This window comes from Caldimonas caldifontis (assembly GCF_002930615.1).
GTDB lineage: Bacteria > Pseudomonadota > Gammaproteobacteria > Burkholderiales > Burkholderiaceae_C > Caldimonas > Caldimonas caldifontis.
In genome coordinates, this window is record NZ_PSNX01000014.1 from 1 (window position 1) to 20,351 (window position 20,351).

The following is a 20,351-nucleotide window of genomic DNA, read 5'->3' on the forward strand; positions in this document are numbered from 1 at the left end:
CAGCGAATTGCTCGGGCGTGATTTCCATGCCCCCAAGTGTCCAATGCCCCGACCATCATCGCAATTAGTGTGAACACGCCCTAGACGCGGTGATCCGCCTCATGGCCGATGCCATCGACGCCAAGAGCCCCTACACCGGCGGCCACTGCGAGCGCGTGCCGCAGCTGGCCACCCTGCTGGCCGATCGCATGATGGCCGACACGAGCGGGCCCTATGCCAGCTTCTCGATGACCGCGGACGAACGCTACGAGTTTCACCTCGGAGCCTGGCTGCACGACTGCGGCAAGGTCACCAGCCCCGAGCACATCGTTGACAAGGCCACCAAGCTCGAGACGATCTACAACCGCCTGCATGAGATCCGCATGCGCTTCGAAGTGCTGTGGCGCGACGCCGAGATCGAGCACCTCCAGCGTCTGGCCCGCGGCGAGGCGGCTGAGCCCTCGAAGCGCCTGCGCGACGAACGCCAGCGCGGCCTGCAGGACGATTTCGCCTTCATCGCCCAGTGCAACATCGGGGGCGAATTCATGGCCGATGACGCCATCGAGCGACTGCATGGCATTGGCCGCCAGACCTGGTTGCGGCACTTCGACAACCGCATCGGCGTGTCGGCCGAGGAACTCGAACGCCTGCGCCACACCGCTCCCGAGGCGCCCCCGCTGCCCGTGGCCGAGCCGCTGCTGGCGGACCGGGCCGAGCACCTCGTGCCCTGGACCGGCCCACGACCACCGGTCGAAAAGCACGATCCGGCCAACCGCTACGGCTTCGACATGGTCCTGCCCGCGCACAAGCAGCACCTCGGCGAATTGCACAACCTCAGCATCCGCCGCGGCACCCTCACCGACGAGGACCGCTTCCGCATCAACGACCACATCGTGCAGACCTACATCATGCTCAAGGGCCTGCCCTGGCCGCGACACCTGGCGCGTGTGCCGGAGATCGCCGCCACTCACCACGAAAAGCTGAACGGTCAGGGCTACCCGCGCCGCCTGGCGGCCCCCCAGCTCACCGTGGTCGACCGCATCATGGCGCTGGCCGACATCTTCGAAGCCCTCACCGCCGGCGACCGCCCCTACAAGGCCGCCAAGACCCTGTCGGAATCCTTGCGCATCATGGCCTTCATGTGCAAGGACCAGCACCTCGACACCGACCTCTTCCGCTACTTCCTGCGCAGCGGCGTCTGGCGCGACTTTGCACAGCGCCACATGCAGCCCGCACAGATCGACGCGGTGGACATCGCGGCGATCGAGCGTCTCCTCCCTGAAGGATCCATCGCCCGGGCTTCTGTCACCGGAGCCTGAGTCTGCAGGTTAGGGGGTTTTCGTTCATTGCATCATCCTGTCGGGATGGCGAAAGACCGCAGCCAGGGATCGAGGTGGGCGATATCAAAGGTGCCCGACTCGAACATCTGCATCATCTCCGCATGGATCTGCATCGGCACACGCCGCAAGCGCCAGCCATTGATGCGCAGGAACACATCGGCAGCCGCAAAGGCTATGCGCTTGTTGCCATCCACAAACGGATGGTTGATCGCAAGGCTTTCCATCAGGGCCGCCGCCTCGGCCACGATGTCATCGTAGTAGCCGGTCTGTGGTCGGAACAGTGCGGCCTCCAGTGCCCCGGGATCGCGTACGCCGGGCGCGCCGCCAAACCTTTGCATCAGCACCGTGTGCATGCCGAGCACATCGGCCACGGTCAGGTGATCGTGAGCCACGGGTTACTTGGCCAACTCTCGGTAGAGGCTGTCGAACTCATCCAGGCTGGATGCGAACGAGGCCATCACGTGCCGGCGGGGACGCTCCTTTTGCTGCCGGTCGATGTAGTCGCGCAGGGCGTCATCGAGCACCGCCTGGAACTGGCGGCCTTGGCTTTCTGCGATCTGGCGCAGCGCTGCCAATACATCAGGCGCGGCCTGGGAAGAAAACTTTTCACGGACAACAGTCGTCATGGCCACCTCCATCAGGATGCATCATGACATTTCATGATAGAGCAAGATGGAGATGTTTGCCACCGCCTGAACTGCGTTCGACGCCTGATCGCTGGCCATGTCTGGCGATGAACCAGCGCACACAAGTTGTTGATTTTTCTGAATTTTTGTCAGATGACCACCCGCAGCGCAGGTGGCTGCACCCCCGCGTGGCGCGGGGATCGCACGCAAGAAAAAGGGCCCGGAGACTATCCAGGCCCTTGATGTTGGTGGCGGAACACGGAACCGAACCCGCGTCCGTTTGCCGAGCCAGATCGTAACGCCTCGGCCTTGAGGACGTGATTTCGATCGGTTGGGTGTGATCAGCTGCCCGATGAATGCGACGCTACCGTCTCGCCGGACAGCGCAGCAGTCGTGAGTTCCGCCAGCCCTTCACGCAGCGCCTGGCCTGCGCCGGGTGGGAGCTGGGCCTCCAACAGGGCGTGACTCTGGCGCCAGATCCCGACAGCTTCTCGCATCAACGCCACGCCCGAAGACGAGATGCGCAGCCGCTTCGAGCGGCCATCTATCGGGTCGCGTTCCATTGTGATGAGCCCACGTCGCTCCAGCACCTTCGCGGCCGCGCTCAGCGTCGAGGGCTCCATCGCCAGGAACTCGGCCAGTTGCCCCATCGGCGGCGGATCGGGCTGGTTCAGTGCCATCAGCAGCGAGAACTGACCGTTGGTCAGCCCCGTCGGCTTGAGCGCCTGGTCGAAGTGCCGCGCCAGCCGGCGCGCCGCGCGTTGCGCGGCCAGGCACAGGCAGGTGTCGCGCACGTGAAGCACCGTCTCGCGCGGCAGCAGCTTGACAGTTCCCTTTTTTGCCACAATAGTTTGATATCGAAGTTTAGTGATGACTTTACTCTGTCCGAAAGGTGCCATCAATGACCTCACCCAACCCGATGCAGGGCGTGCTGCCTTACCTCTTCATGGCCGGCCGCACGGCCGAGGCCATGGACTTCTACGCACGCGCGTTCGGTGCCGAAGACATCGGCCGCATGCCCTTCGACGACGGAACCGTACGCCTGATGCACGGACAGGTGCTGATCAACGGCGGTGCACTGATGATGACCGACAACGGCATGAACCCAGGCGGCGCGGACAACGCGCACATCGAGACCAACTTCGGGCATCTGCAGCTGGTGGTCGATGATGGTCGCAGGTGGTGGGAACGTGCCACGGCTGCCGGCTGCACCGTGCTTGCGCCCTACGAGCGCCAACCGTGGGGCGATGACTGGGGGCTGCTGCAGGATCCCTTCGGAATCAGGTGGGGAATCATGCAGGACGGCTCGGTTGAACCGCGGACGACCTGAGGAGTCCGCGTAAACCCATTGCGTCCCGTGTCAGAAGGGGCACGGCGGATCGATCACTCACTGAAGAGGAGAGAACCTGTGATCCCCAAGAACACCATCTGCGTCTGGTACGACACTGAAGCTGAAGCCGCAGCGCGTTTCTATGCCTCGGTCTTCCCCGACAGCGAAGTGCAGCAGGTGATCCGTTCACCGATGGACAACCCCAGCAACAAGGCGGGCGAGGTGCTGGTGGTGCGCTTCACGGTCTGCGGCATCCCCTGCATCGGGCTCAATGGCGGGCCGATCTTTCCGCACACCGAGGCGTTCTCGTTCCAGATCGCCACCGATACGCAAGAGGAAACCGATCGCTACTGGAACGCCATCGTTGGCAACGGTGGGCAGGAAAGCGAATGCGGCTGGTGCAAGGACCGATGGGGCGTGAACTGGCAGATCACCCCGCGCACCCTGACCGAGGCACTGGCCGCCGGTGGCGCGGAGGCCGAGCGCGCCTTCGCGGCAATGATGACCATGCGCAAGATCGATTTGGCGGCGATCGATGCCGCGAGGCGGGGGTGATCAATGACCAAGTTTCTGATCGCGTTTCCGGCGGCGGCTATGGTGGTGCCTGCGGAAGAAATGGCCGCAGTCGATTGCGATGCGCATGCCGTGATCGCCCAGACCAAGGCCGAAGGCGTTTATGTGTTCGCAGCCCGGATCGATGGCGGCTTGCCGCCGGTGCGGGTTTCAGCCGACGGCACGGTCACGCAGGGCGGCTACCCAGCGGCGCGCCCGCTCGACGGTGGATTCGCGGTGCTCGAGCGTCCATCGCATGAAGCCGCCCTGTCCTGGGCGGCGCGTTTTGCTCGGGCATGCCGCTGCGACCAGGAAGTGCGGGCCTTCGGGTTCGATCCGCAGTCCTGATCTAGGTGAGTTGCGAGCTGACTTCCGGGCGATGTGTGAGCAAAACGATGGCGGCCCTGTCTTCACGTCTGAAGTCGATCCTCGATGCGCTGCCCCTTCGCCCCGGCTTGCGCGTGCTCGAGGTTGGCTGCGGCCCTGGCGCGCTCGCCCGTGCGATCGCGGCGCGGGTTGCGCCGGTCGGACACGTGCTCGGCCTCGACCGTTCGGAACGTGCCATCGCTCAGGCCATTGCCGGCTCTGCCGCGGAACTTGCTGCCGGTATGGTGTCATTTCGGCGAGGGGCGATCGAGGAGTTCGCGCTGGCTGCTGGCGAAGCGCCGTTCGACCTGATCATTGCCGTCCGAGTCGGCGCGCTGGACGGCCGCCACCCCGATGCGCAAGCCCAGGCTTGGCCACGCATTCGTGCCGCTCTCGCCCCGGGCGGCTGCATTTTCGTGGATGGGGTCGAACTCACGCACGCTGCCATCCCCGACGCCGCATCTCGATAGTCGGAGTGCCGGCGAAGCGCCTGGCAAATGAACGGGAAGATCCAGACGCATAACCATCGATCACTTTGGAGTCACACATGGCCCTCTCGACCCCTCCGATCGCACGCGCGACCATGCTCATTCGCCGGCCGGTGGCCGAAGTCTTCAATGCCTTCGTCGATCCGGCCGTCACCACCAGGTTCTGGTTCTCGCGCGCCAGCGGCCGCCTCGAGCCCGGTACTACCGTGACCTGGTACTGGGATCACTACGGCGTCTCGGGCGAGGTGACCGTCACGGCGCTGGAGCCCAACCGCCGCCTTGCCATCGCATGGCCGACGCCGGTGGAGTGGACCTTCACGCCCCGAGAGGATGGCACCTTCGTGTCCATCGTCGCCTCGGGCTTCACCGGCACGGACGATGAACAGGTGGCACAGGCGCTGGATTCAACCGAGGGGTTCAACCTCGTCATCTCCGCCTGCAAGGCCTGGCTGGAGCATGGCATCGAGCTGCGGCTGGTCACTGACAAACACCCAGACGAAATGCCTGGCGGCGAATGATCAATACGGCTCGGTGACGGCGCGCACAACCCTTGCGCTCACCCCCGGCGCACGTTACGCAATGACCTCGAGGGGCGACTGCGCGCCAACGACATCGAACGCCTGGTGCTTGAGCTGCGTCCCGAGCCGGCCGAACAACAAGCGGAGGCCATCGCATGAGCGACATTCACATCCAGAAAATCGGTGAACCGGACATCCTTCAGACGAGCGATGGCAGACTGACACTGTCCGTGCCGATCCAGATCAAGCGTCGCAGTGGCCGCGAGCTGGTCCCCTTGCCAAATGGCGAAACCGCCCCGGTCAGGCCGTGGGACGTTGCACCGACCTCCATTCAATTGGCGCTTGCCAGGGGGCACCGCTGGCTGGCGATGCTGGAATCGGGGGAAGCGAAGTCTTTGAAGGAGATCGCCGCACGGGAAGGCATCGACAACAGCTATGTCAGCCGGATGGTGAATCTGACCACGCTAGCCCCCGATATCGTGGCGGCCATCCTGGACGGCGCACTGCCGAACCACATCGCGTTGTTCGATCTGGCGGTTGATCCGCCGGCACTGTGGGATGAGCAGCGAGCACGGGTCGGGCTTTGACCCGTTTCACCCCACCACTGATGACCAGGGTCCACCAGCGGGCCAGTGTTGCGGGTAGTCGGCTTCAGCGTTCGCTGCCGCGATGACTGGAAGCAGGAAATCTCGAAGCGATGCCACGACGTCCTCCAGACGCAGCGCTTCGAGTCTGTTTTTTCCCAGAAACGCCTGCCACTGCGTCTGCTTTTGCGCGTCCTGAGCAAAAGCGTCGGTAAGCCCCAAGGGTGCATCCGAGGCCAACTTCGTTTTCCGGCGATCGAAGGTTGCCTGGATGGCGCGGCGTAGAGTGTCGCCGTCAAATTCGGTGTGCCGCGACAAGATCCAAAGGTCGAAGTAATCCTTCATCCGGCTGTTGGCTATACCCAACGAGGCCAACGCCTCCAGCTTTTCTGCCACCACGGTGTAGCGCGGATAGACGCGCAGTCTCGGCGCCGCGAACTCCGACAGCATCACGGGGTACTGGACATCTTCCGGCCCTGGTGTGACGGCATCGCCGAAACCGATGTCGACCTGAATCGGGCAGCGTGCTCCATCGATCAGTCCGAGCAAGGTGACGCGCACGCCGGCGTAGTTGGCCTCCTTGCGGATCTCCGCCGCTTGAACGGTGTCCGGTCGAAACGTAACACCGTCGTCAGTCTCCATCGCGCAGATGTCCTTGAAGACGGCCTCCAGGTGCGGCAACTCGGCCGAACCAAAACCCAGAAAATCCGCATCCCGCGTCGGCCGGTGCGGGATGTCGAACCACAAGTCGAACAGCAGCGCGCCTTCCAGCAGGAACTGGTCAGCATGGGGCGAGATGCTGAGTCGGTACAGCAGCCGCTCAAGGGCGTAGCGGGTCAAGACCAGATTGAAGTCTTGTCGGGTCTCGCGGGCACGGGTGAGCAGACGAGCCCGCACCGAAGCGGCCGTGTTGCGCTGGTTCATGACAGGCTTTCCATGTAGGGGCGCATCACATTGGCCACTCGGCACAGCGCGGCATAGCGCCAGAGTTCGTCCATGCTCACGCGCTTGGCTCGCCAGGCTTCCTGCAGGGCTTCCATCGCGACATCGAGGCCGATCTTGTTGCGGAACTTGAAGCAGTCGGCCACGGTGCGGGCGACGTTGGTCACGCGCACGGTCACGCCATCGATCTGGTGCTCTTCAATCCCATCGGTCAGCGCAGCACCGGAGAAGCGCACGATGCGCAGCGGCGGATAGTCCATCTTCGGCGCACGCGCCTTGTTGGGAATGGCGAGCCAGACCTCGAATGGCGACTGCGTGGTGAGGTCGTGCACCCGCAGTGCTGACAGCAGGCAGACGATGGCTTGCGGATGTTTGCGGGCCACCTCGGCCAGCGTGCCATGCTCGGATACGCTGCGATCGGGACAGGCATACAGACCGCGACCCACTCGAACAAGCAGGCCCCGCCGAACCAGCCGAGTGAGGGCGACACTGGGCAGTCCCAGCGCATCAAGATCGCGCGGGCGTATCAGGCCGTGCTGGGCGGCGAGATCCAGAATGGTCTGATGCGTAGTTTCCATGCCGCCATGGTGTTGCATTACGTCGGTAGTTGTCAATTTTTACCGACAAAACACAACACAAGCGGTTTCCTTTGCTATCCGATGCCGCAATCCAACCGCTTGATTCGTCCGTGCGTAACCCTTTGATCTCTATAGCGCTGACTTGTGACCTTTGCGGACTTCGGGCCGGTTTCAGGGAGCGAGGAATGGCCAGGAGAGCGTGAAATGTGGACCAGAACGGGCTGGAAGGCTGACCGGCGAAGTCCGCAGGCTTCCGCAGGAACCCCCAAGAACACGCGGGAACCGGCGCGATCGGGCAAGAAAAAAACCCCAACCGAGAACGGTTGGGGTTTCGTTATTGGTGGCGGGTGGTTGTCGGACGCAAACCGCGCCCTTTGAGCTTACGAGTCATGCCGAGGGCATCCGCGGACTTGCGCGTAGAGGGCCGACGGATGCCCTCCCATCAAGGCCGGAGGGGCGGCCACAGATGAGCGGTGTGCACCAGAGCCAGGACACACATGGCAGCGTGCGGGTTGTCCTGGGCGATGAAGTCGACGATGTCGGCGCGGTCCTGCTCGGCGGCGAGGGTCCACAGAACCCTCATGCGTCAGTGCCGCCGGCCTCGGCCCGCAGCGCGGCGCGGCGGGCGGCAAAGCGCGCTTGGACGTCGGCGTTGCTCACAACCAGGCCGGAGGCGATTTGCGCGCGCGCCGTCTCGACCTTGGCGCGCAGGAGGGCGTTGTACTCGCGGGCCTGCCGTTGACGCTCGACGAACTCGCGCATCAGATCCCGAACGATCTGTGACGCCGGGCGGTGGCTGGCCTCGGCCTCGGCCATGAAGGCCTCGCGCAGTTCAGGCTCCAGCTTCATGGTGAACACGGCTTCTTTGGGCATGACCGGCTCCTGGAGGGATGATGATGACGAAGGATAGACAACATCGGTACGAGCTAGCACGCAACCCCGGTCAACCGGGGCCGGGCCGCTCGGCTCGATTCAAGCCCGTTGACTGCCCACTAAGCGCCCAGGAGCCGGCGCGCCAGCACCGACTGCATGTCCCGGCGGCCATCGACGATCAGGTAGATCACGACCCGGCTGTCCAGGACGCGATAGATCACCCGGTAGGGCTTGAACGCCGTCTGGCGGTAGTCCTTGATGCCCAGCGCGACGAGTTCCCTGGGGTAGCTGCCACGCTCGGGGAACTGGGCGAGCCCGTCCACGACTTCCATCAAGCGGTCGAGAACGTGGTTGGCGTTGGCCACATTGTCGAACTCGGCGATGTGGTCGTAGAGCGCCTCCAAGTCCTGCTCTGCACCTTCGGTCAGCAGGACCTCGTAACGCGTCGGCCTGCCGACCATCAGGCCGTGGCCCGCTTCGCGCGCAGGCGCGCCACGACATCGGCGACCGGCTTGACGCGACCGGCCCCCACGTCCTGCTGCCCCAGCGCCAGGATCTTCAGCAGGGCCAAAGTCTCTTGCGTTTCCTCGAAGGACGCAACGTCCTGCAGCACGGCCTTGGCTTCGCCGTTCTGAGTGATGACCAGGGGCTCGCGCTGTTCGGCAAGCCGGGTGAGCACCTCGGCGGCGTTGGCCTTCAGGTAGCTGATGGGCTTGACTTGGGATGAGTAGCGCATGGTCGTTTTGTTGCGATCGACAAGACCGAATATAGTCTTTTAACGGTCCTTGCGCAATCTGTGCCCGTGTGTATGCGATCGGGAAGTTCAACCAACGGCGTTCAAGGCACCCTACGGCATACAGGCGATCCACAATGCCGCCCTGTGCTCCAAGGGCAAAGTCACTTCAATGCCCAAGCAAACATGGGCTACACCAGCCGAAAGTGCGCTTCCAGCGCTGTAACAAGCTTTTCCTTGAGATCTAGCGTGTCGTCGAAGCGCACTTGCTGCCAGTGGCGCAGGTTGAATCCGATGGCAGCGTCGCTCTGTATCTGCTTGTTGTCCGCTAACAGGATGAAGTTATCCTGCTCTGCAGTGCGGCCCTGGTTCAGGCCCATCAGGAAGCCGACCTCGTGGTACACGTTCTTGTTGCCCTGCGTCAGGTCGGCGATCAGCAAGCCGCAGCCGTTGACAACCTTCAGAATCTCGTCGGCGATGGTGTAACTGTGGCCCTTGTTCACGTGGTCGATGCGCACAGGGGTCAGGGCCAGATCGGCCTGGAGCCCGTGCTTGGCATTGACCGCATCGATGGCTTCCTTGATGGCCTTGTAGACCGGCTCCTCACCGGCCGGCGTGCCGAACTGCATCGAGACGAACACCTCGCGGCTGCGTGCCGAGAGCACGCTCTCGAACACATCCACCAGGCTGGCGGCATCCACCGCCTGGGTGCGCCCCAGGTGGTAGTGGTAGCCCAGGCCGCGCGTGGTGGTGGCCGGGCTCAGGCGGTCGATGCGGTTGGCCTCGATCCAGCGGGCAAAAGCCGGTAGCTGGCGCCCCTGGTTCTTGAGCGCGAAATAGACGAAGGCGGTCAGCACGCCATGACAACCGGCACCGCGCAGGGCGTGGCAGTCCGGCTTGGCATAGTGCGTGTTGACGTCGATCAGGGCCCCCCGAATGCGCCCCACTTCGCCCTGCAAGCCCTGGGCATCGGCCTGGCTGGCCACCAGCTGCTTGGCCTGGAGAAACTGCGCCAGCGCAAGGGCCAGCGTGTGCCGGTTCTTGAAATGCTCCGACAACCCGCCCAGAAAATCGGTATTGAACTGCGGCAGCAGGTGCCGCGCCAGCCAATAGGCCGGGCCGAAGCTCGGTTTGGTGAGCAGCTCCTCGTCGGTGAACAGCGCGCCCTCGCCCGCCTGCAAAATGAGCCGGAGATTCTCCTCGGAGGTCAGCGGGATCTGCTTGGCGTTGATGTTGTGGAACACGACCTTCTCGAAGCGCTGCTTCTCGGTGGGGTCTTCGTGCAGCACCACGCAAAACGGTGTCTCCAGCTGATAGGTGGCATCACCCGGTTTGAGGTCGCGCGCCGCGCTCAGGCGATGGTTGCCGTCGATGCGAAAAAGCCGCAAGCCGTCCTCTCGCGTCAACTGATCTTCGGGGATTTCCAGATAAGCCAGCGTGGGCGCTGCGTTGCCGCCCACGATCTCCAGACCCTTGGGCAATTTGGTTTTGAGCACCCGCACCGACAGGCCATCGACATTGGACTTGAAGGCTTTGCCGGCGTGCAGGTCGGCCAGGGGCTGCACGGACTTGCCGCGAGCCTTGTCGAAATTGAAGCTCAAGGACGCCGACAGCACCACCTCGGGGAAAAACAGAAATTGCCGGTCGGCCAGGAACTGCTTGATCTCGCTGCGGTGAGTCTCGATGAGGTTGCGCTGATAAGCCGCATCAAAACGCGAGCAACGCGCCAGCTCGCCCAGCGGCGCCACGCCGCGGATGACGGTAAAGCCACCCAGCGAGGTGTGCAGAAGGCCCGAAAGCATCATGGGTGCACTCCTTGCAAGAGTTGTTGTTCGAAGCGTTCGCGGGCGTTGCGCCAGACAATTTCGGCGTGGGCGTGCAAACGCAGCGCTTGCGCCTGTCGGGATGCCACCTCATCCACGATGGTTTGCTGTGTTGAGGGATCGGCCAGCGGTATCAGCAGATTGACCACGTCTTCATTGGCCAGCCTGGGATGGGTGTTGCCGGTCATCATGTGCTTGGTCTGCGCCACGATGAGTTTCGTGCGCAGCACCACGGCTAGATATGCCGGCAGCAACTTGCTGCCGTCGCGCACCCGCATCACGTGAAACTCGGTCGAGCACACACCGCCAAAAGTGGCTAACCAAACCTTGTTCAAGTACGGGCGCAGGCGGCCATACAGCACGTCGTCGGCTTGGAAGGCAAAGCATGCGCCGGTCGCAGTTTCCGCCGCTTCGGTCAATTGCCCGGTGTGACTGGCCACTGAAGCCAGGCCGATATAGCGCGCCGTCCCTGGGCTGGCAACCAACAGCCGCTCGAAGTTCACGAGTGCGCCAAGCGGTGCGTGCGGCAGTGACTGGATGGACCGGAGCGCCAACGTTCGTTCAGGGTGAAAGTAGTCGGCCGAAATGGATGCGCCGCGCCGGGCATCACCCAGGCGTATGGCGTAGCCCACGTGCGCCGGCCCCAGCCTCGGCGCAGCGGGCAATCTCAGTGCGGATTGAACGAGATCGTCAACCGAGGCGAGCAAGTCTTCGGCCTGCTGCAGCGCCTGGTCGCGCTCGGCGCGGGCGGCGTCGAGTTCGGCGACGAGGCGGCATTGCACATTGAGCGGCGGGAGGGGGATTTCGAGCTGTTCAAGAAATGAGGCGGGTACGCGTTGATGCCCCGATGATCCCGTGAATGCCGCTTGTGCCGCGTAGAGCAGCCTGGGCATGGAGAGCACGGCCCAAAGAAACCGTGGAAGTGCTCTTTCCCCCGCACGAATGACATGAAACTCAGTCGAGCCAAACCCAACGCCATTTTTCAGTCCACACACGACGGCAGATTTTCCGTTCTGCATGCAGGGGGTGATCTTTGCCCAGAGAAGGTCGTTATCCCGGAAGCAGCTGTATCCCTTTCGCACATCGGCAAGCGTGCGCACGGCGTGAGTAAAAGTATTTGTTCGCTCTGCAACCGACTCCATAGGTATGAAAGAAACAGGATCATCCCCAGTCAGGCCGTCTAAATCCGTTTTTGGATTGATCACAGATACCGCTGGGTCGCCCAGCCGAACCGGAGGCCAGCAGGATGTGCGCAATTCATCCCTCAGCTGCTGTAAGGCAACCGTCTGAGGGCTAACGGACAAAGCGCGATCTGCCACATCCCCCCGCCGCACCGCAAAGCAAATCGCTTGCCCTGCAGGGACGGGGGTCAGACGAAAAAAGGTTCGGGGTTGGCTTTGAACGCCGCGTACTGGCCGAGCAAGCCGCTACCAGCGACCACCTCGCGGTGGCGCTCGCTCCAGTGGCCGGGCTTCTTGCCTTCGCCAGGCACCCAGTCGAGGCGAACCTCCCAGTCGAACAGGTCGCAGCGCTGGCGTTCCACGCGGGTCTGCTGCGGCACTTCTTCCAGCACCTCCACCTGGTAGGTGGTGCGGCCGGTGGCGTCGTAGCCAATGTTCTCGGCCATGGCCATGAAGATGGCTTCATCGTCATGGGCCGGTTCGCTGGGCTGGCGCTTCTCCAGGAACACGACGCTGGATTTGACGCCTGCGCCGAAGTGCGCAAAGGCAAACTGCGGCAAGCTCACCACCGCCAGCACCTTGAAGCGCTCGAGCAGCCAGTCGCGCACGCCTTGCAGGCTGGCGTTGGTGAGCAAGCCATCAGGTAGCACCACGGCGGCCTGACCGCCGGGCTTGAGCAGTTGCCAGATGCGTTCGCAGTAGATGACCTCGGTCTTGACGCTGGCGCGCTGCTTGACGGCTTTCTTGCCTTTGCTCGGGTCGCTGTCTTCGAACGCGCTTTCGTCCTGCTCGGTTTGGCTTTTCCCGACGTAGCGCGAGAGCTCGTAGCTCTTGAGGTAGGCGTGCAGTTCTTCCTTGATGACCGCGCCAAACGGCGGGTTGGTGGGTATTTTGGAAAAGCCCTTGCGCTCGTCGCGGCGCACCACCTCTTCGATGCGGCCGGTCTCGGGGTTGAACTCGCTTTCGCGGTAGATGCCCATGACTTTGGCAAAGGCCGCGTTCTTCAGGGCGATGGCGCCAAGCGGTTCCAGCGCGTCGTGGCCGATGACGTTGGTGTGCCCGTCGTCGTGCACGATCATGTTCATCTTGGCCACGCGGGCGATTTCTTCGTTGATCTCGATGCCAAAGAGGCGCTTTTCGGCGAAGCTGTGCCAGTAGTTGAAGTGCTCGCGGCTGTCCTCGTCGTAGTACTGGCTGGCCTGCTTACGCACATGGTCGAGCGCGTGCAACAAGAACCCGCCGGAGCCGCACGCCGGGTCCATCACGTCGTCGTCGGCCTTGATGTCGAGCATCTGAATGGCAAAGGCGATGATATTGCGCGGCGTGAAGTACTGGCCGAAGTCGCCTTTGAAAAAGCCGTCCATGAACTGCTCGAAGGCCACGCCCTTGGTGTCTAGGTCGGTGGCCGTCAGGTTCACGCCCTCTAAGTGCAGCACGACGTTTTTGAGGGTGACGTCGTCGATCTTGATGTCTTCGTTGAAGACATCGGGCTCTTTCTGCCGTTCGATGGCATACAAGGCTTTGATGCGTTCGGCCAGTCGCTTGGGCGTCTCGAAGGTTTTGACCTGGAAGGCGTAGGGCTCGCCCTTCTTGCGTGGCGTTTTCTCGTCTCGGGTTTTGAGGAAGATGAGCTTGGTCAGTTCGCCAAAAGCCATGGGCGGTGAAAGCCGCCCGCCACCCCATAGGGTTTGGTGGCATTTTCGGATGGTCTTGATGAGGTCATCGCGGCTGACGGCGGCAATGTCTGGTTTGCCTGGTGCCTTGTGGTAGTACTTGTATTCCTCGGGCTTGCCGTATTGCGCAGGCAGGTCGGCAATGATGTTGGCCTCGCGTTCCAGAACGCCGAATTGGTCGGAACAATCAAAAAAGGCTCGCGTTTGCCCGGCGATCACGCCAACATATTCGGCACGAAATTTGTGGGCGTGGCCGTTTCCGAAGGCCTGCTCGATGGCCTGTTTGAACTCGGTGTCGGTGACACCGTCGCGCTTGCATTCGACGACGGCAAAGGGCTTGGTGCGCGCGGCGTCGCGAAAGACCACCAAGTCGGCACGGTCAACCGGGGTGCGGTCGGGCACGGTCACTTCCACGCCGATGCACTCGGGCGCGTAGCCTTTTTCATAAATCAGTTCAGCGTAATACGCGGCGCGGACCTTTTCCTCCGGGTCGGACCATTTTTCCGCGTGGTTGACCGCCACGTAGCGGATTTTTTCGGTCTTGCCACTCGTGATGAGCTGCAGGTGACCATCAGCAATGGCGCGCTGAATGAGTTCAGTAGGTTCCATAATGGTTGCGACCTTCAGTTTTTGTGTTGTCAGGTGCCGGTGCTTTCGTTTTCGCCGCCAGCATATACCGGAGCTGGGGCAGCCTCTTGCTGTGCGGAACCAGGGCGATGCAGTGGCGGCAGCGGTCTGCCGCGCTCCTGCTCATGCGCCGGCTCCAGACGTTTCGCTCGCCGACTGCTCCGCCGCCCCCATCCAGTAGCACAGCAGCGGCGCCGGAACGCGCATGATGCGCGTCGGCACATCGGCATCTTCGGCCAGCGGCAGGCCCTGCATCGGCCCGAAGTCGTCCAGCGCTTTGGTCACTACGTAGCCGCGCGCGATGCGCTTGGCCTGGCACAACTCGATCAGACCCTTGAGTTCACGTGCGCCGGTGTGCTGGGCGCGGTACTTCACCTCGAACGGAATGAGCTCGCCACCCACTTCAGCGACGAGATCGACTTCGTGCTCGCGCTTGCCGCGCCAGTAGGAGAAGCGCACGTTCTGCGCGTAGTAGCGGGCGAACAGGTGCTTGAACACGGCCGTCTCGGTGGCCACGCCCAGCGCCGCCGCATCCTCCAGGATGGCCTTGCCCTTGAGCATCACCGCCGGTGCGATGGCCGCGTCGGCCAAGTAGATCTTGAAGCGCGCGCGCAGCACGTCCTTGCCGTAGCCATAAGGCGCCAGGCGGTAGATCAGGTGGGTGGCCTCCAGCAGCTCGATGAAGTGCTGTGCCGTCGGGCGCTTGACTTCCAGGTTGCTGCACAGGTCCACCATGTCCAGCAGGCCGCCGTCGTGCAGGCACAGGTAGAGGAAGGTGTGTTCCAGGTCCAGCACGCGGCGCACGCCAAAGAGCGCGGTCATGTCGCGCTTCAAGACCTTGTCGATGATGTCCTCGCGCAGCAGGCGCTGCGCCTGCGTGACGCTGTCGACCTGCGCGGTCTGCGGAAAGCCGCCCCGCAGCAGGTATTCGTGAAAGTGGCCGACGTAGTCCTGCCCCAGCTCGGTGGCGCGGTAGAAGTCTGCCGGGGCCCAGTCGAACAGATCGCGCAGGCTGCGCAGCTTGGGCAACTCGGGCAGTTGCAGGCGCTTGATCTGCAGGTACTCGTAGAAGGACAGCGTGGTCAGCCGGATCGTGTGCCAGCGACCGACGCCGGATTCGGGGGCGGCCTCCACCAGCGGCATGGCCGATCCGGTGAAGGCGATGCGCCGGTCCTTGCGGAAGTCGACCTGGTGCTTGACCCACGTTCCCCAGTCCCGGATGAACTGGGCTTCGTCGAGCAGCAGGTATTCCGGCCCCTCGGCGCGCGGCTCGCGCTCGCGCCAGGCGTCGAGCACGGCGTCGATGCCGGCGAGCTTGAGGATCGGGTGGTCGAAGGTGGCATAAAGGATGTTGGCAGCGGGCACGCCGGCGCCCAGCAGCGCCTCCGCAGCCTGCAGCATCAGCGTGGTCTTGCCGATCTGCCGCGCGCCGGAGAGCATCACCGCCCGGGGCGCGGGCGGCGCGGCCAGCCAGGTGTGCAGCTCGCGGAAGGCCGCACGCCGCCATCTGGGCAGATCCGCAATGGACTCACCGCGCCACCAGGGGTTGAACTGGGCGAGGACGGCGACGAGCTCTTCTTTAGAAACTCTCATGCGGAAATTCTACCTGTCATCTGGATTTAGTTAAATCGTAGTTGTATTGTTTTGTCATATCAAGAAGAATTTCTTGTCGTCCGGGCGCTTGGCTTCCGCCCTCCGCAGCGCGTCAATCGCATCGTCGCGATCACCCGGAGATGCCGATGGAAACTTGCCCCAAGCTCACCCCGACCCAGGCCCTGCTGCTGCATGCCGCCGCTCGCCGCGCCGATGGGCGCGTGATCCCACCCGACACCCTGCGCGGCGGCGCGTGGGCCAAGGTGATGACCTCACTGCTGCAGCGTGGCTGGGTCGAGCCGGCAGGCCGTGGCCACGCGCTGACCGACGCCGGCTACGCCGTGGCCGGGCACAAGCGACCCGCACCCGCGGAGGATGGCCAGCCGGTCAACGCGTCTGACGCCCTCCAACTTCTGAAGAGCATCCCACTTCGCCCCGGCAGCAAGCTCGCCGCGCTGGTGGCGGGGCTGGGCCACCCGAATGGGGCCAGGTCAGAGCCCGCCATCATCCAGGCCATCCTGCCGGGCAAGCAGCCGCGCTGCATGAGCCTGCTGTGGCTCCAGCGCAACCCGTTGCCTATCGACTGGGCCGCGCAGCGGGAGATGGTGGCGCGGTTTGATACCTGACCGGGTTATGAGCCCTCGATCACCCGTGCCACATCACCGTGGCAGGCAGTGCACTGGCCCACCAGCAGCAAGTCGCCACCTTTGATGGCGCCGCTGAAATGCGTGATCGCGGTCTCGTGACGGCAGTGGCCGCACCAGACGTTGGACAGCAGCCGCTTGCGGGTGTCGGCAGGGATGGACTCCCAGCGCTGGCGGGCGGGTTTGGTGAAAGTCGGCAGTGATTCGATGGGCATGGTTCAACGGACCCAGCGACGGGCGTCCTTCAAGAGCAGCAACAATTGCTGTTCGCGCAGCGGTGACGCGATGAACCCGAACCGGGTGTAGAACCTCGCCGCTTCTTCATCGATGGGATGGGTCAGCATGGCACGGATGCCGGCCTGCTCGGCAATCAGCATCGTGCGACGAATCGCATCCTGAAGCATCCCGACGCCGATCCCGAGGCCCTGGTGCTCGCGTGACACGGCAAGCCGGGCCAGAATCACCACCGGCACCGGGTACTGTCCCATCCCTTTGCGAATGCGCTCCGGCGCCTCCAGCGTGTCGACCTGGCCCACGGTCAGGCTGAAGTAGCCCGCCACGCGGCCATCGTCCTCGGCAACGACAAAGGTCTTGGCGGAGCCACTGCCCTGCGCCTGGCGGGCGTGGCGCAACAGCCAGTCATTCAGCGCGGGCTTGCCGCAATCAAAACCCTCCAGCCGATGCTGCGCGGCCAGCGGCTCCGGTGCGCGCAACGTCACTTCGTGTCCCAGGGCGCCTTGCGAGCGAAGAGGTCACGCAAGCCGTCGTTAGCCTGCTCGGGGCGCTCCAGCAGATCCATCAGGGCCTGGTACTGGCTGCCCGAAACCATGAACAATCGTTGGTCCAGCAGGGTCTGCTCGGCGGCCAGGCACGCGCTATCGAGGATGAAGTCGGTCAGCGATTTGTGGGCCACCTCGGCGGCACGGCGCAGCACCGCCTCCTGTTCGGGGGTAGCGCGCAGCCCAAGTCGGGCGGAGCGAGCGGAAGGCGACGATGCAACGGCAGTCATGAAAGCACCTCTTTTGTTAGATCAACTGCCGCAATGTTAGTACAAATGACGCACGTCATCTAGTTGTACTGGTGACCGGCGGCCTTGGTTGACGATGAAACGCCGCGCGTAAGCCATTGATTTTGAAGGATCGGGTGCTGCGGCTACCCGCAGGCCAGACAGAGAACAGAGACGGCTCTGGCCGAGAAAGTGGCCGATTTCAGGCGTTTCGGCAGCAGGCCACCCGCAGGACGGATTGCCGGAACCCCGCGTGGCGTGGGAATTTCAGGCAAGAATAAGGGCCCGGAGACTTTCCGGGCCCTGGTGATTGGTGGAGCCGGGGGGAATCGAACCCCCGTCCGCAAGCCATCAACGGACAGTTCTACATGCTTAGCTGGCTGATTTGAGTCTCACGGCAGGGATCGCGCAGCAGCACGCTACCCCCATCGCCAGTCACTGGATCTCATCCTGCGGTGAGTGACCCACCACCGGACCAGCCGATATGAATGACCTCTCAGCCCTTGCGGGCCCGGCCTATCGGCCAACCGTTGAGAGGCTCACCGGTGTTAAGCGGCGAGGGCGAAACGTTCGTCGTTCGCAGTTACTTTGTTCCAGTGGATTTACGAGCGAACTGGTGCTCGGCATGCCCTGTTCCGAATCCGCACCCACGTCGAAACCAGGTCGGCCCCGGGAATCGGGAGTCGGATTGTATGTCGGGGCAAAGCAGACCGCTTCAAGCCCCCTTCAACCCCAACAGCGGCAGCAGATCCAGAGGTCGGGGAACGACATGGTCTGCCGCCCACGATGAGACGTCCGCATGTTCGCCCAGATAGCCATAGGCCGCAGCCACACAGGGCATGCCGGCCGCGCGTGCAGCCTGGATGTCGCGCAGGTCGTCGCCGACGTAAACGGCCTGCGTGGCCGCGGTCAGCAACCGCCGACAGGCTTCGAGCAGCGGTTCCGGGTGCGGCTTGGCATGCGGCGTGGTGTCGCCCGCGATCACCACCGCCGCGCGCTGCGACAGCCCCAAGGCTTCGAGCACCGGGCCTGTGAACCGCATGGCCTTGTTGGTGACCACACCCCAGCGCACCCCCGCGTGCTCCAGGCCGTCGAGCAGTTCAGGCACCCCTTCGAAAAGACGGGACTTCACGTCCAGGGCGGCAGCGTACTCGGCCAGAAATTCCTCGCGCAGGGCGTCGAACTCGGCATCGGCGGGCCCCTTGCCCAACGCCACACCGATCATCCCGCGGGCCCCGGCCGACGCCACCGGCCGCAGGCGATCCACGGACAGTGCCGGCAGCCCGCGTCGCTCGCGCATGCGGTTGGCAGCCCCGGCGAGGTCCGGTGCGGTGTCGGCCAGGGTCCCATCCAGGTCAAACAGCACCACCTGGGGAAGGCTCAGAAAGGCGCTCATGGCTTGCGACACGCGGTCATGTAGTTGACGCTGAGGTTGTCCGAAAGCCAGTACCGACCCGTGAACGGGTTGTACTCGAGCCCTCGACTGGCGCTCGGCTCGAGGTCGGCATCCCGGCACCACTGGGCCAGTTCCCTCGGCCGGATGAAGCGCGCGTATTCATGGGTGCCCCTCGGCAGCAACTTGAGCACGTATTCGGCCCCCACGATCGCAAAAAGAAAGGACTTGGGATTGCGGTTGAGCGTGGAGAAGAAGACCCACCCCCCGGGTTTCACCAGGGTGCTGGCCGAGCGGATCACCGACGCAGGGTCCGGCACGTGCTCGAGCATCTCCATGCAGGTGACGACGTCGAACTGAGCAGGCTGTTCTGCGGCCAGGGCCTCGGCAGAAACCTCCCGGTAGCTCACGTTGGGCGTGCTGGCCTCCAGGGCATGAAGCTGGGCCACCTTGAGGGGCTTGGCGGCCAGGTCGATGCCCAGCACATGGGCGCCTCGCCGCGCCATCGCATCGCTGAGGATGCCCCCTCCACAGCCGATGTCCACCACCCGCTTGCCGCTCAGGCCGGCCAGGGCATCGATCCAGTCCAGGCGCAGGGGATTGATCTGGTGCAGCGGCTTGAACTCACTCTCAGGGTCCCACCACCGGTGGGCGAGCTCGCTGAACTTGGCCAGTTCCTGAGGATCGGCATTGAGGGTGGTCTGTGTCATGGGCGCCATTGTGCACAAGGGCCAGGGGCAAGAAAAAACCCCGCCGAAGCGGGGTTTTGTGCGGGGTGCGCGAAATCAGCGGACGGCGCGCGTACCCACCACTTCGATCTCCACGCGACGGTTCTTCGCACGGCCCTCGCGGGTGCTGTTGTCAGCCACGGGCTGCTTCTCACCCTTGCCCTCGGTGTACACGCGGTTCTGTTCCACGCCCTTGGACACGAGGTAGTTCTTCACCGCTTCAGCACGGCGCACCGACAGGCGCTGGTTGTAGGCATCGTTGCCGACGGAGTCCGTGTGACCCACGGCGATGATCACTTCCAGGTTGATGCCCTTGATCTTGTCCACCAGGTCATCCAGGCGGGCACGGCCTTCCGGCTTGAGCTCGGCCTTGTCGAAATCGAAGAAGGCATCAGCGGCGAAGGTGACCTTCTCGCTGGTCGGAGCCGGAGCCGGAGCGGGGGCCGGTGCCGGGGCGGGCGCCGGAGCGGGGGCCGGTGCCGGGGCGGGCGCCGGAGCGGGTGCCGGGGCCGGAGCGGCCGGCTTCAGCGCACCGTCGCAAGCCTGGGCGGCCGTGGCGGGCGTCCAGGTGGCGTCACGCCAGCACAGCTCGTTGGTGCCGTTCTTCCAGAGCGTGCCGTCGGTTGCACGCCAGTTGTCCACCGTCTGGGCCAGCGCACCGGAGGCCAGAGCGGCCGAAGCAAACAGCGCCGCCACTTTGTTCAGTTTGTTCATGTTTCTCCTCGCAAGAAAAGCCGCAGACTGGCTGCGAAAAGTCCACCAAAAATGGGACGG

General features: G+C 63.8%; 26 protein-coding genes, 1 other RNA gene and 1 pseudogene. 8 read left to right on the forward strand and 20 right to left on the reverse strand.

Annotated elements, in window-relative coordinates:
* Positions 1-83 precede the first annotated feature (83 nt).
* Positions 84-1,298: pseudogene (locus tag C1704_RS14165) on the forward strand (HD-GYP domain-containing protein); the annotation flags it as partial.
* Between the two features lie 32 nt (positions 1,299-1,330).
* On the opposite strand, the gene C1704_RS14170 reads toward C1704_RS14165, so the two are convergent.
* From C1704_RS14170 to C1704_RS14180, 3 genes are all read right to left on the reverse strand, one after another.
* Positions 1,331-1,690 (reverse strand): type II toxin-antitoxin system death-on-curing family toxin, encoded by a 360-nt coding sequence (locus C1704_RS14170; protein ID WP_245876500.1) that lies wholly within the window; start codon positions 1,688-1,690, stop codon positions 1,331-1,333.
* Between the two features lie 24 nt (positions 1,691-1,714).
* Positions 1,715-1,945 (reverse strand): hypothetical protein, encoded by a 231-nt coding sequence (locus C1704_RS14175; RefSeq protein WP_104303468.1) that lies wholly within the window; start codon positions 1,943-1,945, stop codon positions 1,715-1,717.
* Between the two features lie 341 nt (positions 1,946-2,286).
* Positions 2,287-2,790, reverse strand: a complete 504-nt coding sequence (locus C1704_RS14180) for a MarR family winged helix-turn-helix transcriptional regulator (RefSeq protein ID WP_245876501.1) — start codon at positions 2,788-2,790, stop codon at positions 2,287-2,289.
* A 56-nt stretch (positions 2,791-2,846) separates the two neighbouring features.
* On the opposite strand from C1704_RS14180, the gene C1704_RS14185 reads away from it, so the two are divergent.
* The 6 genes from C1704_RS14185 to C1704_RS14210 all read left to right on the forward strand — a co-directional run bounded on the left by C1704_RS14185 (position 2,847) and on the right by C1704_RS14210 (position 5,786).
* Positions 2,847-3,275, forward strand: a complete 429-nt coding sequence (locus tag C1704_RS14185; RefSeq protein WP_104303396.1) for a VOC family protein — start codon at positions 2,847-2,849, stop codon at positions 3,273-3,275.
* A 78-nt stretch (positions 3,276-3,353) separates the two neighbouring features.
* Positions 3,354-3,830, forward strand: a complete 477-nt coding sequence (locus tag C1704_RS14190; protein ID WP_211286946.1) for a VOC family protein — start codon at positions 3,354-3,356, stop codon at positions 3,828-3,830.
* Positions 3,831-3,833: 3 nt separating this feature from the next.
* Positions 3,834-4,175 (forward strand): YciI family protein, encoded by a 342-nt coding sequence (locus C1704_RS14195; protein WP_104303397.1) that lies wholly within the window; start codon positions 3,834-3,836, stop codon positions 4,173-4,175.
* A 47-nt stretch (positions 4,176-4,222) separates the two neighbouring features.
* Positions 4,223-4,663 (forward strand): class I SAM-dependent methyltransferase, encoded by a 441-nt coding sequence (locus tag C1704_RS14200; RefSeq protein WP_104303398.1) that lies wholly within the window; start codon positions 4,223-4,225, stop codon positions 4,661-4,663.
* A gap of 77 nt (positions 4,664-4,740) precedes the next feature.
* Positions 4,741-5,199 carry an SRPBCC family protein gene (locus tag C1704_RS14205; RefSeq protein WP_104303399.1) on the forward strand — a complete coding sequence of 153 codons (459 nt, stop codon included), beginning with the start codon at positions 4,741-4,743 and terminating at the stop codon, positions 5,197-5,199.
* 155 nt (positions 5,200-5,354) lie between these two features.
* Positions 5,355-5,786 carry a LacI family transcriptional regulator gene (locus tag C1704_RS14210; protein WP_104303400.1) on the forward strand — a complete coding sequence of 144 codons (432 nt, stop codon included), beginning with the start codon at positions 5,355-5,357 and terminating at the stop codon, positions 5,784-5,786.
* Positions 5,787-5,792: 6 nt separating this feature from the next.
* Here the strand turns inward: C1704_RS14210 and C1704_RS14215 are convergent, their stop codons facing one another.
* The 10 genes from C1704_RS14215 to C1704_RS14255 form a co-directional block, all read right to left on the reverse strand.
* Complete coding sequence (locus C1704_RS14215) at positions 5,793-6,707, reverse strand: nucleotidyl transferase AbiEii/AbiGii toxin family protein (RefSeq protein ID WP_104303401.1); 915 nt, start codon at positions 6,705-6,707, stop codon at positions 5,793-5,795.
* Positions 6,704-7,303 (reverse strand): type IV toxin-antitoxin system AbiEi family antitoxin domain-containing protein, encoded by a 600-nt coding sequence (locus C1704_RS14220; protein WP_104303470.1) that lies wholly within the window; start codon positions 7,301-7,303, stop codon positions 6,704-6,706. Before C1704_RS14220 ends, C1704_RS14215 begins: the two co-directional genes overlap by 4 nt.
* 442 nt (positions 7,304-7,745) lie before the next feature.
* Positions 7,746-7,886 carry a type II toxin-antitoxin system RelE/ParE family toxin gene (locus C1704_RS17490; RefSeq protein WP_146076091.1) on the reverse strand — a complete coding sequence of 47 codons (141 nt, stop codon included), beginning with the start codon at positions 7,884-7,886 and terminating at the stop codon, positions 7,746-7,748.
* Positions 7,883-8,176 carry an antitoxin of toxin-antitoxin stability system gene (locus C1704_RS14225; protein ID WP_104303402.1) on the reverse strand — a complete coding sequence of 98 codons (294 nt, stop codon included), beginning with the start codon at positions 8,174-8,176 and terminating at the stop codon, positions 7,883-7,885. Before C1704_RS14225 ends, C1704_RS17490 begins: the two co-directional genes overlap by 4 nt.
* Positions 8,177-8,295: 119 nt before the next feature.
* Entirely contained in the window at positions 8,296-8,637 is a 342-nt protein-coding gene (locus tag C1704_RS14230) for a type II toxin-antitoxin system RelE/ParE family toxin (protein ID WP_104303403.1), read from the reverse strand.
* Positions 8,637-8,912 carry a type II toxin-antitoxin system Phd/YefM family antitoxin gene (locus C1704_RS14235; protein WP_104303404.1) on the reverse strand — a complete coding sequence of 92 codons (276 nt, stop codon included), beginning with the start codon at positions 8,910-8,912 and terminating at the stop codon, positions 8,637-8,639. Before C1704_RS14235 ends, C1704_RS14230 begins: the two co-directional genes overlap by 1 nt.
* 188 nt (positions 8,913-9,100) lie before the next feature.
* Positions 9,101-10,714: a ParB N-terminal domain-containing protein gene (locus C1704_RS14240; protein ID WP_104303405.1), complete on the reverse strand. Its 1,614-nt coding sequence runs from the start codon at positions 10,712-10,714 to the stop codon at positions 9,101-9,103.
* Positions 10,711-11,937 carry a restriction endonuclease subunit S gene (locus C1704_RS17495; RefSeq protein WP_146076092.1) on the reverse strand — a complete coding sequence of 409 codons (1,227 nt, stop codon included), beginning with the start codon at positions 11,935-11,937 and terminating at the stop codon, positions 10,711-10,713. The genes C1704_RS14240 and C1704_RS17495 overlap by 4 nt, the downstream gene beginning before the upstream one ends.
* 164 nt (positions 11,938-12,101) lie before the next feature.
* Entirely contained in the window at positions 12,102-14,195 is a 2,094-nt protein-coding gene (locus C1704_RS14250; RefSeq protein WP_104303407.1) for a type I restriction-modification system subunit M, read from the reverse strand.
* Positions 14,196-14,336: 141 nt separating this feature from the next.
* Positions 14,337-15,806 carry an ATP-binding protein gene (locus tag C1704_RS14255; RefSeq protein WP_104303408.1) on the reverse strand — a complete coding sequence of 490 codons (1,470 nt, stop codon included), beginning with the start codon at positions 15,804-15,806 and terminating at the stop codon, positions 14,337-14,339.
* A 146-nt stretch (positions 15,807-15,952) separates the two neighbouring features.
* Between C1704_RS14255 and C1704_RS14260 the strand changes: the two genes are divergently transcribed.
* A complete protein-coding gene (locus C1704_RS14260; protein ID WP_104303409.1) occupies positions 15,953-16,432 on the forward strand; it encodes a hypothetical protein in 480 nt (159 codons plus the stop codon).
* 5 nt (positions 16,433-16,437) lie between these two features.
* Here C1704_RS14260 and C1704_RS14265 read toward each other — a convergent pair whose 3' ends face one another.
* The 7 genes from C1704_RS14265 to ompA all read right to left on the reverse strand — a co-directional run bounded on the left by C1704_RS14265 (position 16,438) and on the right by ompA (position 20,291).
* Entirely contained in the window at positions 16,438-16,665 is a 228-nt protein-coding gene (locus C1704_RS14265) for a hypothetical protein (protein WP_104303410.1), read from the reverse strand.
* Between the two features lie 3 nt (positions 16,666-16,668).
* Entirely contained in the window at positions 16,669-17,169 is a 501-nt protein-coding gene (locus tag C1704_RS14270; RefSeq protein WP_104303411.1) for a GNAT family N-acetyltransferase, read from the reverse strand.
* A complete protein-coding gene (locus tag C1704_RS14275; protein ID WP_104303412.1) occupies positions 17,166-17,459 on the reverse strand; it encodes a type II toxin-antitoxin system TacA family antitoxin in 294 nt (97 codons plus the stop codon). Before C1704_RS14275 ends, C1704_RS14270 begins: the two co-directional genes overlap by 4 nt.
* A 308-nt stretch (positions 17,460-17,767) precedes the next feature.
* Positions 17,768-18,127: a transfer-messenger RNA gene (ssrA, locus tag C1704_RS14280) on the reverse strand.
* Between the two features lie 44 nt (positions 18,128-18,171).
* The gene (gene gph, locus C1704_RS14285) at positions 18,172-18,852 is read right to left on the reverse strand and encodes a phosphoglycolate phosphatase (RefSeq protein WP_104303413.1); all 681 of its coding nucleotides are present in this window, start codon (positions 18,850-18,852) and stop codon (positions 18,172-18,174) included.
* Positions 18,849-19,559: a bifunctional 2-polyprenyl-6-hydroxyphenol methylase/3-demethylubiquinol 3-O-methyltransferase UbiG gene (gene ubiG / locus C1704_RS14290; protein ID WP_104303414.1), complete on the reverse strand. Its 711-nt coding sequence runs from the start codon at positions 19,557-19,559 to the stop codon at positions 18,849-18,851. The genes gph and ubiG overlap by 4 nt, the downstream gene beginning before the upstream one ends.
* Before the next feature lie 75 nt (positions 19,560-19,634).
* Entirely contained in the window at positions 19,635-20,291 is a 657-nt protein-coding gene (gene ompA / locus C1704_RS14295; RefSeq protein WP_104303415.1) for an outer membrane protein OmpA, read from the reverse strand.
* Positions 20,292-20,351 lie beyond the last annotated feature (60 nt).

Excerpts from the sequence above, each read along its gene's own strand:
- C1704_RS14250 (WP_104303407.1), bottom strand. The coding sequence starts at position 14,195 with ATGGAACCTACTGAACTCATTCAGCGCGCCATTGCTGATGGTCACCTG.
- C1704_RS14175 (WP_104303468.1), bottom strand. The coding sequence starts at position 1,945 with ATGACGACTGTTGTCCGTGAAAAGTTTTCTTCCCAGGCCGCGCCTGAT.
- C1704_RS14230 (WP_104303403.1), bottom strand. The coding sequence starts at position 8,637 with ATGGTCGGCAGGCCGACGCGTTACGAGGTCCTGCTGACCGAAGGTGCA.
- C1704_RS14220 (WP_104303470.1), bottom strand. The coding sequence starts at position 7,303 with ATGGAAACTACGCATCAGACCATTCTGGATCTCGCCGCCCAGCACGGC.
- C1704_RS14225 (WP_104303402.1), bottom strand. The coding sequence starts at position 8,176 with ATGCCCAAAGAAGCCGTGTTCACCATGAAGCTGGAGCCTGAACTGCGC.
- C1704_RS14200 (WP_104303398.1), top strand. The coding sequence starts at position 4,223 with ATGGCGGCCCTGTCTTCACGTCTGAAGTCGATCCTCGATGCGCTGCCC.
- C1704_RS14260 (WP_104303409.1), top strand. The coding sequence starts at position 15,953 with ATGGAAACTTGCCCCAAGCTCACCCCGACCCAGGCCCTGCTGCTGCAT.
- ompA (WP_104303415.1), bottom strand. The coding sequence starts at position 20,291 with ATGAACAAACTGAACAAAGTGGCGGCGCTGTTTGCTTCGGCCGCTCTG.
- C1704_RS14185 (WP_104303396.1), top strand. The coding sequence starts at position 2,847 with ATGACCTCACCCAACCCGATGCAGGGCGTGCTGCCTTACCTCTTCATG.
- C1704_RS14265 (WP_104303410.1), bottom strand. The coding sequence starts at position 16,665 with ATGCCCATCGAATCACTGCCGACTTTCACCAAACCCGCCCGCCAGCGC.
- C1704_RS14275 (WP_104303412.1), bottom strand. The coding sequence starts at position 17,459 with ATGACTGCCGTTGCATCGTCGCCTTCCGCTCGCTCCGCCCGACTTGGG.
- C1704_RS14195 (WP_104303397.1), top strand. The coding sequence starts at position 3,834 with ATGACCAAGTTTCTGATCGCGTTTCCGGCGGCGGCTATGGTGGTGCCT.
- C1704_RS14235 (WP_104303404.1), bottom strand. The coding sequence starts at position 8,912 with ATGCGCTACTCATCCCAAGTCAAGCCCATCAGCTACCTGAAGGCCAAC.
- C1704_RS14215 (WP_104303401.1), bottom strand. The coding sequence starts at position 6,707 with ATGAACCAGCGCAACACGGCCGCTTCGGTGCGGGCTCGTCTGCTCACC.
- ubiG (WP_104303414.1), bottom strand. The coding sequence starts at position 19,559 with ATGACACAGACCACCCTCAATGCCGATCCTCAGGAACTGGCCAAGTTC.
- C1704_RS14255 (WP_104303408.1), bottom strand. The coding sequence starts at position 15,806 with ATGAGAGTTTCTAAAGAAGAGCTCGTCGCCGTCCTCGCCCAGTTCAAC.
- C1704_RS14240 (WP_104303405.1), bottom strand. The coding sequence starts at position 10,714 with ATGATGCTTTCGGGCCTTCTGCACACCTCGCTGGGTGGCTTTACCGTC.
- C1704_RS14210 (WP_104303400.1), top strand. The coding sequence starts at position 5,355 with ATGAGCGACATTCACATCCAGAAAATCGGTGAACCGGACATCCTTCAG.
- C1704_RS14205 (WP_104303399.1), top strand. The coding sequence starts at position 4,741 with ATGGCCCTCTCGACCCCTCCGATCGCACGCGCGACCATGCTCATTCGC.
- gph (WP_104303413.1), bottom strand. The coding sequence starts at position 18,852 with ATGAGCGCCTTTCTGAGCCTTCCCCAGGTGGTGCTGTTTGACCTGGAT.
- C1704_RS17490 (WP_146076091.1), bottom strand. The coding sequence starts at position 7,886 with ATGAGGGTTCTGTGGACCCTCGCCGCCGAGCAGGACCGCGCCGACATC.